A 15,589-nucleotide genomic window follows, 5' to 3' on the forward strand; every position below is an offset into this window, starting at 1 on the left:
TCCCTTTTTTCATGCCTGCATTTCCTCGCCGACGCGGTGCTGGCGGAGCTGGCGCGTTTCCTGCAAGTCCCCCTCAAATCGCCATAAAACGAGCGCTCGCGGTCATTCACCTGCGCCCGGACTGGCAAAGGTTCAGCCGCAAAGGCCTGCAACAGCGAGGCCGAGCCCTGTGACGTAGAAGAGGGGAGACGATGAAGGCAGTTATTTTGGCGGGTGGCCTCGGCACGCGCATCAGTGAAGAGTCGCACCTCAAGCCCAAGCCAATGATCGAGATCGGCGGCAAGCCAATTCTCTGGCACATCATGAAGCAGTATTCCGCCCACGGAATCCACGACTTCGTGATCTGCCTCGGCTACAAGGGCTACGCGATCAAGGACTTCTTCGCCAACTACTTCCTGCACACCTCCGACGTCACGTTCGACATGCGCAACAACCGCATGGACGTGCACCAGAACTACAGCGAGCCGTGGAGCGTCACCCTGATCGACACCGGCGAGGAAACCATGACCGGTGGCCGTCTGCTGCGTGCCGGCCGTTACCTCAAGGATGAAGAGGCGTTCTGCTTCACCTACGGCGACGGCGTCTCCGACATCAACATTGCGCAACTCGTTGACTACCACAAGGGTCACGGCCGTCTGGCGACCGTCACCGCCGTGCAGCCGCCGGGCCGCTACGGCGCCCTTGAGCGCCATGGCGATCAGGTCCTCGGCTTCACCGAAAAACCGCGCGGCGACGGCGGCTGGATCAATGGCGGCTTCTTCGTGCTGTCGCCAAAAGTCCTGTCGTACATCGCCGGTGACGAAACCACCTGGGAAGCGGAGCCCCTGGCTCAGTTGGCCCAGGACGAACAACTCAAAGCCTTCGAACACGAAGGTTTCTGGCATCCAATGGACACCCTGCGCGACAAGAACCATCTCGAAGCACTGTGGCAGAGCGGGGAGGCCCCATGGAAGCAATGGGCCTGAGTCCTGAGTTCTGGCGCGGCAAGCGGGTTCTGGTCACCGGTCACACCGGTTTCAAGGGCAGCTGGCTGACCCTGTGGCTGCAAAGCCTCGGCGCGCAAGTCAGCGGTTTTTCCCTCGATCCGTCGACCGAGCCGAGCCTGTTCGAACTGGCGCGCGTGAACGAAGGCATCAACGATCAGCGCGGCGACCTGCGTGACCTCGGCGCCTTGCTTGAGATCATCGCTGACACCGAGCCGGAAATCGTTCTGCACCTGGCGGCTCAGCCGCTGGTGCGCGAAGGCTATCGCGATCCGCTCGGCACTTATTCCAGCAACGTCATGGGCACCCTCAATCTGCTCGAAGCGATTCGTCAGGTCGGTTGCGTGCGGGCCTGCGTGCTGGTGACCACCGACAAGGTCTACGCCAACAAGGAATGGCTGTGGCCGTACCGCGAGGACGAAGCCCTCGGTGGACACGACCCTTACAGCAGCAGCAAGGCGTGCTGCGAGTTGCTGGCGCAGTCTTACGCGGCATCGTTCTTCCCGGCCGACAAGTACGCCGAGCACGGTCTGGCGCTGGCCACTGCGCGGGCCGGCAACGTGTTGGGCGGCGGTGATTTCGCCCCTGAACGGCTGATTCCCGATGTCCTGAAAGCCTGGTCGGCAGACGAGCCGGTGACCCTGCGTTACCCGCAAGCCGTGCGCCCGTGGCAGCACGCGCTGGAGCCGCTGGCCGGCTACCTGCAACTGGCCGCCGGGCTCTATGAAGAAGGCCCGGAATACGCTGGTGCGTGGAACTTCGGCCCGGGTGAAACGGACATGTGCAGCGTCGGCGAAGTGGTCGAACTGCTCGCCAACCGCTGGCCTCAGGCCCGTGGCCTGCGCCTCGAAAAGAGTGACCTGCACGAAGCTGGTCTGCTGCGCCTGGACAGCAGCCGCGCCCGTCAGGTGTTGGGCTGGCAGCCGCGCTGGTCGTTGCAGCAATGCCTGACCCAGACCCTCGACTGGCACCTGGCGTGGCAGAACGGCGATGACATGCGCACCGTGACCCTCGGCCAACTGAACCTGTACCGGGGCGCGCTGTGAGCGAGTTTTCCTTGAAACCGTTGCCGCTGGCCGGGTTGTTCAGCGTCCAGCACAAACGCTTCGAAGATCAGCGCGGGCACTTCGCCCGGCTGTTCTGCGAAGGCAGCCTGAAGGCGTTCGGCAGTGAATTTCACATCCGCCAGATCAACCATTCCTGCACCCGCGAGAAGGGCAGTGTGCGCGGTCTGCATTACCAGAATGCCAACGCGCCGGAAGCCAAACTGATCACCTGCCTGCGCGGTGAGGTGTGGGACGTGGCGGTAGACCTGCGCCCGGACTCGGAAACCTTCCTGCACTGGCACGCCGAGCACCTGAAGGCCGGCGACGGACGCAGCCTGCTGATTCCGGCCGGCTTCGCCCACGGTTTCCAGACCCTCACCGAAGATGCCGAACTGCTTTACCTGCACAGCGCCGATTACGCGCCGGAGCACGAGGGCGGTCTGTCGGTGAACGATCCACGGCTGGCGATTGCCTGGCCGTTGCCTGTCAATAAATTGTCAGCGCGTGATTCCAGCCATCCCGCGCTCGATCAACACTTTGCTGGAGTGCGTCTATGAACTGCCGTGGGTGCGCCGCACCGCTGAGCCTGCCGCTGATCGACCTCGGCACCTCGCCACCGTCCAACGCCTATGTGCATGCCGATCGGCTGGAGCAGGCCGAACAATGGGTGCCGCTGAAGGTCGCCGTGTGCCAAGAGTGCTGGCTGGTGCAGACCGAGGATTACACCAGCGCCGACAGCCTGTTCGACGCCGAGTACGCCTACTTCAGTTCGTTCTCCAGCACCTGGCTGGCCCACGCCGAGCGTTATGTGGCCGAGATGGTCGAGCGCTTCGGCCTGACCGCCGACAGCCGCGTGGTGGAAGTCGCGGCCAACGACGGCTACCTGCTGCAATACGTGGCCGGTCGCGGCATCCAGTGCCTGGGCGTCGAGCCGACCCGCAGCACCGCGCAGGCGGCACGGGAAAAAGGCCTGGAGATCCGTGAACTGTTCTTCGGTCGCGACACCGCCGCCCAGCTGAAAAGCGAAGGCTGGGCCGCCGACCTGATGGCCGCCAACAACGTGCTCGCTCACGTGCCGGACATCAACGATTTCCTTGGCGGTTTCGCCAAGCTGCTCAAACCGACCGGCGTCGCCACCTTCGAATTCCCGCAACTGCTGACGCTGATGGCCGGCGCGCAGTTCGACACGCTGTATCACGAACACTATTCGTACCTGTCGTTAACCGCCGTACAAACGCTGTGCGAGCGCAACGGCCTGGAAGTGTTCGACGTCAGCCAGCTGACCACCCATGGCGGATCGCTGCGGGTGTTCGTCCAGCGCAAGGACGGCGAACGCCGCGTCGTGCAGCCGGCCGTGCAACAGCAGTTGCAGGCCGAGCTCGACGCCGGCGTGAAAACCACCGGGTACTACGCGACGCTGGCGCCGGCTGCCGAACGCATCAAGCACGACCTGCTGCGTTTCCTGTTGCAGGCCAAGGCCGATGGCAAGCGTGTGGTCGGCTACGGCGCCGCTGCCAAGGGCAACACCTTGCTCAACTACGCCGGGGTCAAACCCGATCTGCTGGCCTGGGTCGCCGATGCCAACCCGCACAAGCAGGGCAAGTTCATGCCGGGCAGCCGCATCCCGATTGTCGCGCCGGCGCAGATCGATATCGAGAAGCCGGATTACGTGCTGGTGCTGCCATGGAACCTGTTGCACGAAGTCAGTCAGCAACTGGCCCAGGTGCGTGAGTGGGACGGTCGCTTCGTGATCGCCGTGCCTGAGTTGAGCGTGCTGTGAAGGTTCTGGTCACCGGGGCCACGGGTTTCGTCGGTCGGCATCTGGTCGCAGCGTTGCTGGCCCGTGGCTGCACGGTGCGGGCGGTTGCGCGCGACGCGCAGAAAGCCGCGGACATGCCGTGGATCAATGACGTCGAGTTCGTGAGCGCGGATATTCACGCGACGGATCTGGATGTCGCGGCGCTGACCAAGGGCGTCGATGCACTCGCGCACCTGGCCTGGCCGGGGTTGCCGAACTATCGGGCGCTGTTCCATTTCGAGCACAACCTGATGGCCGACTATCGCTTCATCAAAGGCGCGGTAGAGGCGGGCGTGACGCAGGTGCTGGTGACCGGCACCTGCTTCGAATACGGCATGCAGAGCGGCCCGTTGAGGGAACAGAACGACGCGCAGCCGGCCAATCCTTACGGTCTGGCCAAACACACCCTGCACCTGTTTTTGCAGAATCTGCAGCAGGAGCATTCGTTCACCCTGCAATGGGCGCGGCTGTTCTACCTGCACGGCGCCGGGCAGAACCCCAACAGTCTGTTGGCGGCGCTGGACCGGGCAATCGATGCCGGCGATGCGACGTTCAACATGTCGGCCGGTGAACAGCTGCGGGACTTCCTGGCGATTGAAACGGCCACCGCGTACCTCGCCGCGATCCTGCACAAACGCGATTTCGACGGCACGATCAACTGCGCCAGCGGCCAGCCGGTTTCGGTGCGGGCGCTGGTCGAACAGCGCGTGCGTGAGCGCGGCGCGACCATCGGCCTGAACCTCGGCCATTACCCGTATCCGACCCACGAACCGCTGGCGTTCTGGGCGGTGACCGAGCGCTTGCAACAGTTATTGGGAGAGCCGCAATGAGGCACGAGTTGTATCGGGTCACCGACCTGCCGGTGCTGCAGAACCGCACCTTTGCCGATCCCGAATCGGCGAAGGCATCGGCCAGCGCCGACTTGTTGCTGGTGCAGGATGAGCGCAGCGGTCTGATCTTCAATGCGGCGTTCGACGCCGACAAGCTCAGCTACGACGCCGACTACCAGAACGAACAGGCGCATTCCGGCCAGTTCCAGAAGCACCTGAGCGATGTCGAAGGCATCATTGCCCGGCACTTCAAGGGTCAGGAACTGATCGAAGTCGGCTGCGGCAAAGGCTATTTCCTGGAGCTGCTCAAAGGCCTGGGCTACCAGATCACCGGCATCGACCCGGCCTACGAAGGCGAGAACGCCGACGTGATCAAGGCCCCGTTCACCCGAGGCCTGGGCCTTGAGGCAGACGCCATCGTGCTGCGTCATGTGCTGGAACATATTCAGGATCCGCTGAGCTTTCTGGCGGTGATCGCCGAAGCCAATCAGGGCGGTGGGCAGATCTACATCGAAGTGCCGTGCTTCGACTGGATCCTCGAACACCGCGCCTGGTTCGACCTGTTCTACGAGCACGTCAATTACTTCCGCCTCGATGACCTGCGCCGGATGTTCGGCACCGTGCACGAGGCCGGTCACCTGTTCGGCGGCCAGTACCTGTACATCGTCGCTGACCTCGCCACGTTGCGCCTGACCCCGGAACAACCGGTGCCGCGTCTGGCCTTGCCGGACGATTTCACCGCCAGCCTCGAGCGCGCGGTGCAGATCATCCAGGGCGCGCCCGAGCAGGGTTCGGCGATCTGGGGCGCCTCGTCCAAAGGCGTGATCTATTCGCTGTTCCTGCAACGCGCCGGCGTGGCGGTGGATCGCGTGGTCGATATCAACCCGGCCAAGCAGGGGCGTTACCTGCCCCTGAGCGGTGCCCGGGTGTCCTCGCCGCAAGAGGCGATGGACGCCTTGCCCGAGGGCGCCAACCTGTTTGTGATGAATTCCAATTACCTCGAAGAGATCAAGCGGATGACCGGTGGACGTTACGTCTATCACGCCGTCGACAGCGCTTCGTTCCAGTGACCCTTGAGATTTTGAAAATGACCGACAACAGCATCAACAAAGCTTTCGAAGCCGAATGCCGCGAGCAGATCGCCCAGCAGGGTGACGACCAGAAACTCACCGGCCTGGCCCGCGATTTCTTCAACGAATCGGCCAAGCACAAGTACAGCTACCACTTCTCGTGGATGGGCCGTCCGATCATCCAGCTGCCACAAGACATGATGGCCATGCAGGAAATCATCTGGCAGGTGAAGCCGGATCTGGTCATCGAGTGCGGCATCGCCCACGGCGGTTCGATCATCTACTACGCCTCCCTGCTGGAGCTGCAAGGTCACGGCGAAGTGCTGGGCATCGATCTGGACATCCGTCCACACAACCGCGAAGCCATCGAAAGCCACCCGATGAGCAAGCGCATCAAGATGATCGAAGGTTCGAGCATCGACCCGGCCATCGCTGCCCAGGTCCGCGCGGCTGCCGAAGGCAAGAAAGTCATTCTGGTGCTCGATTCCAACCACACTCACGACCACGTGCTCGAAGAGCTGCGCCTCTACGCGCCACTGGTGTCGGTCGACAGCTACTGCGTGGTGATGGACACCGTGGTTGAAGACATGCCGGCCGATTTCTTCCCGGATCGTCCATGGGGCCCGGGCGATAACCCGAAGACTGCCGTGTGGAAATACCTGGAAGAGAACAAGGATTTCGAGATCGATGTTCAGCTGCAGAACAAGCTGCTGATCACCGTGGCGCCGGACGGCTATCTGCGTCGCGTTCGTTAATTCGCAACATCACCAAAGCGTTGTCTCGGCGAGTCGCCGGTTGTGGAGAGAAGTTATGCAAGGCAAGTACAGTTCTGAACTGACGCTACCGCTCAACGAGTTGTTGACCGTAGTGCTGATTACGCACAATCGTCCGGCGTTCCTGCGTCGGGCGGTGAAGTATTACAGCAGCTTGCCCTGCAAAATCATGGTGCTGGACTCCACGGCCGAACGCCCTGAAGGTGACTTTTCCGCGGTCGACTATCACCACGTGCCGCAGTTCGCCTACTGGGGCATGCAGGCCAAACTGGCCTATGGCGTGGAGCAACTGACCACGCCGTATATGGTGCTGGCGGCCGACGACGACTTCATCCTGCACGATTCGCTGACCGAGTCGGTGGGCTTCCTCCAGGCAAATCCCGACTACGGCATGTGCCACGGCTACTGCCTGATGTACCTGTCGATGGCCGGTGATGTGAGCTACTACCGCCGTGACAAGAAAGTCATGGAAGACTACTTGTCCGAGAAGGCTCAGGATCGGGTCATCGATTACATGAGTCAGTACATCCCGCCGTTCTACGCGGTGACCCGTACCGACCTGATGAAGACCTGGCATTCGGCACTGCCGCCAGGCACCAGTTTCCAATGGCAGGAAATCGGCCACGTGTACTTCCTGCTGGCCAGTGCCAAGGCGCGTATCCTGCCGATTCCTTACGTGGTGCGCGAGATCAACTACGGCAACTCCGAGCACAGCACCGAGGTTTACCACTCGCTGACGTACGCCGACGCGAAGTCGGTGGCCGAGCGTGAAGCCTTTGCTGAATTCCTCGCCGGGTTGCCTACTGCGATCCAGGGCCTGGATGCAGAACAGAGCAAAGCGTTTGCCCTGCAAAGTTTCGAAGCCATGGTCGACAGCCTGCAAAGCGGTCGGGCGCTGACGGCGGAACTGATTGTCCAGTCCACCTGGAATCAGGTGCTCAAGGTGCCGGATCGTCGTTTCGGGCCGTTGCAATACGTCGAAATGCCGTTCTATAACCAGGCATTCTTCGATCGTCTGGCGCAGTTCGAATTCATGCTGCACGCGATGCCCGCCGGCCGAGTTCAATTGCAGGGGCTCGAAGGGGTGTGGACGCGTCAGGCGCATCTGCTCCAGGCGCGCAATAACGACACGCAGGACAGTGTGCTCGAGCGTCTGTGGCAGGCCCACGACCTCAATGCCTTCAACCGTACCGTGAACAAGCGTCTGGTGGCGCAACTGGAACTGGCGGGCGAAAACGAAGAAGCGCAAAAAATGCGTGACTGGATTGCACGGCTCGATGCGCTGACGGTGGAAGATCACCATCGCACGTTCGACGCCATGCAGTCCGGACGGCTGCTCAAGTGGCTGGATTCACGTCAACCGCAAGCCGGACAGGTCGAGGCCATTGGCGAGCATCTGGCCGTCAACGGTGGCGGTCAGCAGTTCGGCATCTTCCTGCTGGATATGGACAACGATATCGACAAGCTGCAAGTCAGCCTCGACAGCTTGCTCGAGGGCCAGTGCAAGACGTTCCGGATCGTCGTGTTCACCACCGGTGAAGCACCGGCGGCCACCACCGCACAGAACACCCTGCATTTTGTCCGCGTGACGCCGGGCAACCTGATCGACAAACTTAACCAGAGCGCCAGTCAGTCGCCATCCGACTGGGTGCTTCTGGCGCAAGCCGGGGATGAATTCACTGCCAGCGGCCTTTTGCGCGCCAGCCTGGAGTTGATGAACGCCGGTGATTGCCGTGCCGTTTCCACCGACGAAATCCAGCGCGCGGAAAACGGTGCGCTGGTGGACGTGTTCCGTCCGGGCTTCAATCTGGATCTGCTGCTGAGCCTGCCGGCGATGATGGCGCGTCACTGGTTGATTCGTCGCGACGCGCTGGTCGAGGCCGGTGGTTATTCGGCGGACTACAGCAAGGCGCTGGAATTCGATCTGCTGCTGCGCATCATCGAGCAGGATGGCCTCAACAGCCTGGCCCACCTCGATGAGCCGCTGCTGATCACTCAGGCACCGGTGCTTGAAGAGAACGCTCACGAGCGTCTGGCACTGTTGCGTCACCTGGGCAATCGTGGCTACAAGGCCAAGGTCACTTCATCCGTGCCGGGCATTTACCAGATCGACTACCACCACAGCGATCGTCCTCTGGTGTCGATCATCGTGCCGGCAGGCGACGATCTGCCGGCCCTGCAACGTTGCCTGGAAGGCGTGCAGTTGCGCACCCGCTATCAAAAATACGAAATCCTGGTCGCCACCACTGGCGCTCAGTCAGCGCAAGTCAACGACTGGCTCGGCACCTATCAGCATCCGAAAGTCCGGGTGCTGCGCGTTGATCAGCCGCTGAGCGCGCCGGCGTTGTACAACGCGGCCAGCCAGCAGGCGCTGGGTGAGTATCTGGTATTGCTCGCGGCCGACGCAGAAGTGGTCAACCCGAACTGGCTCGACTCGTTGCTCAACCACGCTCTGCGTCCGGAAGTCGGCGTAGTCGGCCCGAAACTGGTCGACCGCGACGGCAAGATCAGCCAGGCCGGTCTGATTCTCGGCATGAACGATGGGGTTGGCTCGGCATTCGTCGGCGAAAAACACGACGCCCAGGGTTACCTGTACCGGTTGTCCGTGGATCAGAACTACTCGGCGGTTTCTAATGTGTGCCTGATGGTGCGCAAAGAACTGTTTGATGCTTTGGGCGGTCTGGACGACAACACATTCACCGAAGGCTTCAGCGATGTCGATCTGTGCCTGAAAGCCGGCCAGGCCGGCTACCTGACCGTCTGGACGCCATCGGTGCAAGTCATCCATCAGGGCGATATCGCCCAGGCTGATCAGGCACTGGCTGCGTTGCAGGAAAAATGGGCGGCGGCGTTCGCCCGGGATCAGGCGTACAACGCGAACCTGAGCCTGACTGGCAAAGGCTTTGTGCTGAACGACAGCGCTTCGCTGAATTGGGCGCAGTTGATCGCCTGAAGCTGGCGTAAAGGGAACAGGACTCAAGACATGTTCAACGGTAAATCGATTTTCATCTCCGGCGGCACCGGCTCGTTCGGGCGCAAATTCATCGCGCGCCTGCTCGAGCAACACCAGCCCAAGCGCGTGGTGGTGTTCTCCCGGGATGAGCTCAAGCAATACGAAATGCAGCAGACGTTCAACGCGCCGTGCATGCGTTACTTCCTCGGTGACGTGCGCGACGCCGATCGTCTGCGTCAGGCCATGCGCGGCATCGATTACGTGGTGCACGCCGCGGCGTTGAAGCAGGTGCCGGCGGCGGAATACAACCCGACCGAATGCATCCGCACCAACGTCAACGGCGCGGAAAACATCATCGCCGCCGCCATCGACAACGGCGTGAAGAAAGTCGTTGCGCTGTCCACCGACAAGGCCGCGAGCCCGATCAACCTGTACGGCGCCACCAAGTTGCTGTCGGACAAATTGTTCGTCGCGGCCAACAACATTGCCGGCGAACAGCAGACGCGTTTCGCGGTGGTGCGCTATGGCAACGTCGCCGGTTCGCGCGGTTCGGTGGTGCCGTTCTTCAGCAAACTGATCGCCGATGGCGCGACGGAGCTACCGATCACTGACGAGCGCATGACCCGCTTCTGGATCACCCTCGATCACGGCGTGCAGTTCGTGCTCGACAGCTTTGCGCGGATGCACGGCGGCGAAGTGTTCGTGCCGAAGATCCCGTCGATTCGCGTGGTCGATCTCGCGCGTGGCATGGCCGAGCACCTGCCGCACAAGAACGTCGGCATTCGTCCGGGCGAGAAGCTGCACGAGTTGATGGTGCCGCTGGACGATGCGCGGATGACTCTGGAGTTCGCCGATCACTACACCATCCAGCCGTCGATTCGTTTTACCAGCGTCGACGTGGATTTTGCCGAGGACAAACTCGGTGAGCGTGGTGTGCCGGTCGGCGAAGATTTCGAGTACCGTTCCGACACCAACCCGCACTTCCTCTCGGTGGGGCAGATCGCCGAGCTGCACGCGAAGCTCTCGGTATGATTCCCTACGGTCGGCAGAGCCTCGACCAGACGGACATCGACGCGGTCGTCGAGGTGTTGCAGTCCGACTGGTTGACCCAGGGCCCGACCATCGAACGCTTCGAGCAGGCGATGGCCGAGCGTTGTCAGGCCGACTTCGCCGTGGCGGTGTGCAACGCCACGGCGGCGCTGCACATTGCCTGTCTGGCGGCGGGGCTCGGCGCGGGTGACCGTTTGTGGACCACGCCGAACACCTTTCTCGCGTCGGCCAACTGCGGGCGTTATTGCGGCGCTGACGTGGACTTCGTGGACATCGATCCGCTGACCTGGAACCTTGATGCCGAAGTTCTGGCGAGCAAACTCGATGCTGCCGAGCGCGACGGCACGCTGCCCAAAGTGCTGGTGGCGGTGGCGTTCTCCGGGCAGAGCTGCGACATGCGGCGCATTGCCGAACTGGCCGAGCGCTACAACTTCACGGTGATCGAAGACGCTTCCCACGCGGTCGGCGCAAGCTATGCCGGGCGTCCGGTGGGCTGCGGTGAATTTGCCGCGATGACCGTGTTCAGCTTCCATCCGGTGAAGATCATCACCAGCGGCGAAGGCGGCATGGTGCTGACCAATCGCCCGGAACTGGCCGAGCGTCTGCAACGCCTGCGCAGCCACGGCATGACCCGCGATCCGCAGCAGATGACCGAGCCCAGCCACGGCCCGTGGTACTACCAGCAGGTCGAGCTGGGTTTCAATTACCGGATTACCGATCTGCAAGCCGCGCTGGGCCTGTCGCAGTTGGGCAAACTGGACGAGTTCATCGCCCGTCGCCGGGCGCTGGCCGCGCGTTACGAGCGCTTGATGGCGTACTTGCCGGTGACTGTGCCGAGCCTCCAGCCGGAGGCCGAATCGGCCTGGCATCTTTATGTGGTGCGTTTGCAGACCGAGCGCATCAGCCTCAGCCACCGTCAGGTGTTCGAAGGCTTGCGTGCCGCCGGTATCGGCGTGAACCTGCACTACATTCCGGTGCATTTGCAGCCGTACTATCGTGACCTGGGTTTCGCCGAGGGTGACTTCCCCGAAGCCGAGCGTTATTACGCCGAAGCGATCAGCCTGCCGCTGTTCCCGTTGCTGAGCGATCAGCAGCAGGACTACGTGGTCGAGCAATTGCGTCGGTTGACCGAATGATTGCCGCCGCGGCGGTGGATGGAAAACGGTAATGCGTGATCTGAGCGAGCAGGAACAATTCTGGCAGGGCGAATTCGGCAACCAGTACGTTGACCGTAACGTCGGCGAGCCACTGGTGGCGGCCAATCTGGCGTTGTTCGCCAAGGCGCTGACCCGGGCCGGGCGAATCGACAGCCTGCTTGAGTTGGGCACCAACGCCGGCAACAACTTGCAGGCGCTGCGTCAGCTGCTGCCGCGCTGCGAGCTGTTCGGGGTCGAGATCAATGCCAGTGCCTGCGCCCAGGCCCGAGCGCTGGAAATTGCGAATATCTGGCACGGTTCGCTGTTCGACTTTCACCGTGAACGCCAATACGACCTGACCCTGAGCAAAGGTGTGCTGATCCATCTGGCGCCGGAGCTATTGGCGACGGCGTATGCACAGTTGTATGAGTTGAGTTCGCGCTACATCCTGATCGCCGAGTACTACAATCCCTCGCCGGTGGAAGTGTCCTATCGCGGCAACAGCGGCAAGCTGTTCAAGCGTGATTTTGCCGGGGAAATGCTTGACCGTTATCCTGATCTGCAACTGCTGGACTACGGCTTCGGTTATCACCGCGATCCGCAGTTTCCGGTCGACGACATCACCTGGTTCCTGCTGGAAAAACGTCCTTGAACAACGTCGCAATCATCCCGGCCCGCGGGGGCAGCAAACGCATCCCGCGCAAGAATCTCAAGCCGTTCGACGGTGTGCCGATGATTGTCCGTTCGATTCGCACGGCCCTCGATTCAGGGTTGTTCGAGCAGGTGGTGGTCAGCACCGACGACGCAGAGATCGCCGACGTGGCGCGGGCCAGCGGTGCTCACGTGCCGTTCATGCGTCCGGCTGAGCTGGCCGATGATTTCACCGGCACTGCGGCGGTGATCGCGCATGCCCTGCAGCAACTGCCGGCCTTCGAATACGCCTGCTGTGTGTACGCTACGGCGCCGCTGTTGCAGGCGCGCTTTCTGCGTCAGGGCTTTGAGTTGCTGGCGCAGCATCCGGACAAGTCCTTTGCATTTTCAGTCACCGATTTCGGCTTTCCGGTGCAGCGCGCCTTGACCCTCGACGGGCAGGGCGCGCTGACAGCGTTGTACCCCGAATTTCGCAACACCCGTTCGCAGGATCTGCCGGCTGCCTTTCAGGATGCCGGCCAGTTCTATTGGGGGCGCCGCGAGGCCTGGCTGGGTGGCGAGGTGCTGTATTCGCCGGCGAGTCTGCCGGTGATCCTGCCCCGGTATCTGGTGCAGGACATCGATACCGTCGAAGACTGGAAGCGCGCCGAATACCTTTACGCCGCCCTCAAGGCTGGCGGGGAACTGCAATGAGAGTGCTGATCCGTGCCGACGCCTCGCCGACCATCGGCAGCGGCCACATCGCCCGGTGCCTGACGCTGGCGCGAGTGCTGCGCACGCAAGGCACTCATGTCGCGTTCGCCTGTCGTCGTTTGCCGGGGCATCGGCTCGATGCGTTGCAGAGCGAAGGCTTCGAGACCTTCGCGTTGCCGGATCGCTATGCCGGTGAAGACCCGGAGCAGGCCATCGAATCGATGCTGCCGTGGCAGGCGGATATCGATGCACTGGCGACGCAACTGGAAGGGCAGCCCGGATTTGACTGGGTGATCGCCGACCATTACGGCCTCGACCATCACTGGCAGACCGCTGCCCGTCGCTTTGCACCACGGATTGCCGCCGTCGACGATCTGGCGACCCGGCGCTACAGCGTGGATCTGCTGCTCAATCAGAACCTCTCCGGGCTCAGCGAAAACTATCAGCCGCTGTTGCCGGCCGGTTGCCGAACGCTGCTCGGTCCGCGCTTCGCCATGTTGCGTGAAGAGTTCAGTGGCCCGGCCATCGAGATCAAACCGGTGGCGCGCCGGGTGCTGGTGAATTTCGGCGGTTTCGATGCGGCGCGCCAGACCCATCACGCGATGCTGGCGCTGGCGGATATTTCGGCGCTTGAAGTGGATTTTGTCGCCGGTGCCGACAACCCGGCCTGGACAGAGATGCAGGCGCTGGCCGAAACGCGGCCGCACTGGCGCCTGCACAGTTTCGTCAGCGATTTTCATCGGCGCATGACCGAGGCCGACCTGTTTATCGGCGCCGGCGGCGGCACCAGTTGGGAGCGCGCGGCCCTGGGCCTGCCGACGATCTGCATCGCGGTGTCGAACAACCAGCAGGCCAACGGCGAGGTGATGGCGGCGGCCGGCGCGCATGTGTTCATGGGCGCGCGGGAGCAGGTCAGCGTCGAGCAACTGCGCGCTGCCATCGGCTTTGTCGTGGGCAATTTTTATCTACGCCAGAGCCTGGCCGAGCGTTCGCGGCAACTGGTCGACGGACGCGGTGCGCTGCGGGTGGCGACGGCACTGGCCGGCGCGGTGCTCAAGTTGCGTCTGGCGACGCCGGATGACGCGCAGTTGTTGTTCGACGGGCGCAATGCCGAGGCGGTGCGCCGCTGGTCGCTGGACAGCGGGGCGATCGATTGGGCGCAGCACGTGAACTGGCTGGTTGCGTGCCTGCGCAATCCTCAACGACTGCTGCTGGTGGCCGAGGCGGATGATGGCCCGGTCGGCGTCCTGCGCTACGATTTGCGCGGCTTTGAGGCGGAAGTTTCGCTATATCTGTTCGAGGGGCGTTTCGGTCTCGGCTGGGGCAGGGCGCTGCTGGCGCAGGGTGAGGCCTTTGTGGCTGCGCACTGGCCGCAAATGACCGCCATCACCGCCCAGGTGTTGCCGGCCAATCGGCCCTCGATGAATGTTTTTCGTGACGCCGGGTTCACCCAGAGTGCCTGCGCGTTCACCAAGGTTTTGAAGGAATCCCGTCAATGAGCAGTTTCAATATCGGCAACCGCCAGATCGGTGCCGATGCGCCGCCGTTCATCATCGCTGAAATGAGCGGCAACCATAACCAGTCACTGGACGTCGCCTTGCAGATTGTCGAAGCGGCGGCCAAGGCCGGCGCGCATGCCTTGAAACTGCAAACCTACACCGCCGAAACCATGACCCTGGATCTGGCGGAGGGCGAATTTTTCATCAAGGATCCGAACAGTCTGTGGGCCGGTACCTCGCTCTACGACCTGTATGAAAGGGCCCACACGCCCTGGGAATGGCATGCGCCGATCTTCGCCCGGGCCAGGGAATTGGGCATGCTCGCGTTTTCGACACCGTTCGACGACAGCGCCGTGGACTTCCTTGAAAGCCTCGATGTGCCGGCCTACAAGATCGCCAGTTTCGAAAACACCGATCTGCCGCTGATCCGCCGTGTCGCGGCGACCGGCAAACCGTTGATCATTTCCACCGGCATGGCCAGCATCGCCGAACTCGACGAAACCGTGCGCGCTGCCCGTGAGGCAGGCTGCAAAGATCTGGTGCTGCTTAAATGCACCAGCACCTACCCGGCGACCCCGATCAACAGCAACGTGCGCACGATTCCGCATCTGCGTGAGCTGTTCGGTTGTGAGGTCGGTCTGTCCGATCATTCGATGGGTGTCGGTGTGTCGGTGGCGGCGGTGGCGCTGGGCGCGACGGTGGTGGAAAAACACTTCACCCTCGACCGTTCAGCCGGTGGGGTGGACGCCAGTTTCTCGCTGGAACCGGCGGAACTGGCCAGTCTGGTGATCGAGACCGAGCGTGCCTGGCAGGCCATGGGCCAGGTCCATTACGGCGTGACCGAGGCTGAGCAGAAGTCGCTGGTTTACCGTCGGTCGCTGTACGTCACGGCGGATATGGCGGCCGGTGAACCCTTCACGGCGGCCAATGTGCGCGCCATTCGTCCCGGTCTCGGTCTGCCGCCCAAGCACACCGATGCCGTCCTCGGGCGCCGTGCGCGCCAGCCGATTAAACGCGGTACGCCGCTGGACTGGTCATTGGTCCAATGAGCCGATCTGTCACCGATTCGGCAAAATAGCGTGACCTGCGAGTCATAACGCGCATCTT

At 62.4% G+C, this 15,589-nt stretch carries 14 protein-coding genes; all 14 read left to right on the top strand.

The genetic code is table 11. The annotated features are described in order from the left end of the window. Positions 1 to 191 precede the first annotated feature (191 nt). From rfbF to pseI, 14 genes are read left to right on the top strand one after another with little or no spacing between them, the layout of a single operon-like run. Positions 192 to 965 (top strand): glucose-1-phosphate cytidylyltransferase, encoded by a 774-nt coding sequence (gene rfbF / locus CAF90_RS08710; RefSeq protein WP_085605742.1) that lies wholly within the window; start codon positions 192 to 194, stop codon positions 963 to 965. After that, a complete protein-coding gene (gene rfbG, locus CAF90_RS08715) occupies positions 947 to 2,029 on the top strand; it encodes a CDP-glucose 4,6-dehydratase (RefSeq protein WP_085605744.1) in 1,083 nt (360 codons plus the stop codon). Before rfbF ends, rfbG begins: the two co-directional genes overlap by 19 nt. Further along, entirely contained in the window at positions 2,026 to 2,586 is a 561-nt protein-coding gene (gene rfbC / locus CAF90_RS08720) for a dTDP-4-dehydrorhamnose 3,5-epimerase (RefSeq protein ID WP_085605746.1), read from the top strand. The genes rfbG and rfbC overlap by 4 nt, the downstream gene beginning before the upstream one ends. Then, complete coding sequence (locus CAF90_RS08725) at positions 2,583 to 3,809, top strand: class I SAM-dependent methyltransferase (protein ID WP_085605748.1); 1,227 nt, start codon at positions 2,583 to 2,585, stop codon at positions 3,807 to 3,809. Before rfbC ends, CAF90_RS08725 begins: the two co-directional genes overlap by 4 nt. Then, positions 3,806 to 4,657 carry an NAD(P)-dependent oxidoreductase gene (locus tag CAF90_RS08730; protein ID WP_085605750.1) on the top strand — a complete coding sequence of 284 codons (852 nt, stop codon included), beginning with the start codon at positions 3,806 to 3,808 and terminating at the stop codon, positions 4,655 to 4,657. Before CAF90_RS08725 ends, CAF90_RS08730 begins: the two co-directional genes overlap by 4 nt. Then, a complete protein-coding gene (locus CAF90_RS08735; protein ID WP_085605752.1) occupies positions 4,654 to 5,727 on the top strand; it encodes a class I SAM-dependent methyltransferase in 1,074 nt (357 codons plus the stop codon). The genes CAF90_RS08730 and CAF90_RS08735 overlap by 4 nt, the downstream gene beginning before the upstream one ends. Positions 5,728 to 5,744: 17 nt before the next feature. Then, a complete protein-coding gene (locus tag CAF90_RS08740) occupies positions 5,745 to 6,482 on the top strand; it encodes a cephalosporin hydroxylase family protein (RefSeq protein WP_007958324.1) in 738 nt (245 codons plus the stop codon). A gap of 55 nt (positions 6,483 to 6,537) precedes the next feature. Next, positions 6,538 to 9,453 carry a TIGR00180 family glycosyltransferase gene (locus tag CAF90_RS08745; protein ID WP_085605754.1) on the top strand — a complete coding sequence of 972 codons (2,916 nt, stop codon included), beginning with the start codon at positions 6,538 to 6,540 and terminating at the stop codon, positions 9,451 to 9,453. Positions 9,454 to 9,483: 30 nt separating this feature from the next. Further along, positions 9,484 to 10,485 carry a UDP-N-acetylglucosamine 4,6-dehydratase (inverting) gene (gene pseB, locus CAF90_RS08750; protein ID WP_085605756.1) on the top strand — a complete coding sequence of 334 codons (1,002 nt, stop codon included), beginning with the start codon at positions 9,484 to 9,486 and terminating at the stop codon, positions 10,483 to 10,485. Next, positions 10,482 to 11,639 (top strand): UDP-4-amino-4,6-dideoxy-N-acetyl-beta-L-altrosamine transaminase, encoded by a 1,158-nt coding sequence (gene pseC, locus CAF90_RS08755; protein WP_085605758.1) that lies wholly within the window; start codon positions 10,482 to 10,484, stop codon positions 11,637 to 11,639. The genes pseB and pseC overlap by 4 nt, the downstream gene beginning before the upstream one ends. 31 nt (positions 11,640 to 11,670) lie before the next feature. After that, a complete protein-coding gene (locus CAF90_RS08760; RefSeq protein WP_085605760.1) occupies positions 11,671 to 12,291 on the top strand; it encodes a pseudaminic acid biosynthesis-associated methylase in 621 nt (206 codons plus the stop codon). Continuing rightward, positions 12,288 to 12,983: a pseudaminic acid cytidylyltransferase gene (pseF, locus tag CAF90_RS08765; protein ID WP_085605762.1), complete on the top strand. Its 696-nt coding sequence runs from the start codon at positions 12,288 to 12,290 to the stop codon at positions 12,981 to 12,983. The genes CAF90_RS08760 and pseF overlap by 4 nt, the downstream gene beginning before the upstream one ends. Further along, positions 12,980 to 14,482 carry a UDP-2,4-diacetamido-2,4,6-trideoxy-beta-L-altropyranose hydrolase gene (gene pseG / locus CAF90_RS08770; RefSeq protein WP_085605764.1) on the top strand — a complete coding sequence of 501 codons (1,503 nt, stop codon included), beginning with the start codon at positions 12,980 to 12,982 and terminating at the stop codon, positions 14,480 to 14,482. Before pseF ends, pseG begins: the two co-directional genes overlap by 4 nt. Then, positions 14,479 to 15,531 carry a pseudaminic acid synthase gene (gene pseI / locus CAF90_RS08775; RefSeq protein ID WP_085605766.1) on the top strand — a complete coding sequence of 351 codons (1,053 nt, stop codon included), beginning with the start codon at positions 14,479 to 14,481 and terminating at the stop codon, positions 15,529 to 15,531. Before pseG ends, pseI begins: the two co-directional genes overlap by 4 nt. Positions 15,532 to 15,589: the final 58 nt, after the last annotated feature.

It is taken from the genome of Pseudomonas sp. B37(2017) (genome assembly GCF_002112885.1).
Classification (GTDB): domain Bacteria; phylum Pseudomonadota; class Gammaproteobacteria; order Pseudomonadales; family Pseudomonadaceae; genus Aquipseudomonas; species Aquipseudomonas paraglycinae.

Excerpts from the sequence above, each read along its gene's own strand:
- CAF90_RS08725 (WP_085605748.1), top strand. The coding sequence starts at position 2,583 with ATGAACTGCCGTGGGTGCGCCGCACCGCTGAGCCTGCCGCTGATCGAC.
- pseB (WP_085605756.1), top strand. The coding sequence starts at position 9,484 with ATGTTCAACGGTAAATCGATTTTCATCTCCGGCGGCACCGGCTCGTTC.
- pseG (WP_085605764.1), top strand. The coding sequence starts at position 12,980 with ATGAGAGTGCTGATCCGTGCCGACGCCTCGCCGACCATCGGCAGCGGC.
- rfbG (WP_085605744.1), top strand. The coding sequence starts at position 947 with ATGGAAGCAATGGGCCTGAGTCCTGAGTTCTGGCGCGGCAAGCGGGTT.
- CAF90_RS08735 (WP_085605752.1), top strand. The coding sequence starts at position 4,654 with ATGAGGCACGAGTTGTATCGGGTCACCGACCTGCCGGTGCTGCAGAAC.
- CAF90_RS08745 (WP_085605754.1), top strand. The coding sequence starts at position 6,538 with ATGCAAGGCAAGTACAGTTCTGAACTGACGCTACCGCTCAACGAGTTG.
- CAF90_RS08740 (WP_007958324.1), top strand. The coding sequence starts at position 5,745 with ATGACCGACAACAGCATCAACAAAGCTTTCGAAGCCGAATGCCGCGAG.
- rfbF (WP_085605742.1), top strand. The coding sequence starts at position 192 with ATGAAGGCAGTTATTTTGGCGGGTGGCCTCGGCACGCGCATCAGTGAA.
- CAF90_RS08760 (WP_085605760.1), top strand. The coding sequence starts at position 11,671 with ATGCGTGATCTGAGCGAGCAGGAACAATTCTGGCAGGGCGAATTCGGC.
- pseC (WP_085605758.1), top strand. The coding sequence starts at position 10,482 with ATGATTCCCTACGGTCGGCAGAGCCTCGACCAGACGGACATCGACGCG.
- pseI (WP_085605766.1), top strand. The coding sequence starts at position 14,479 with ATGAGCAGTTTCAATATCGGCAACCGCCAGATCGGTGCCGATGCGCCG.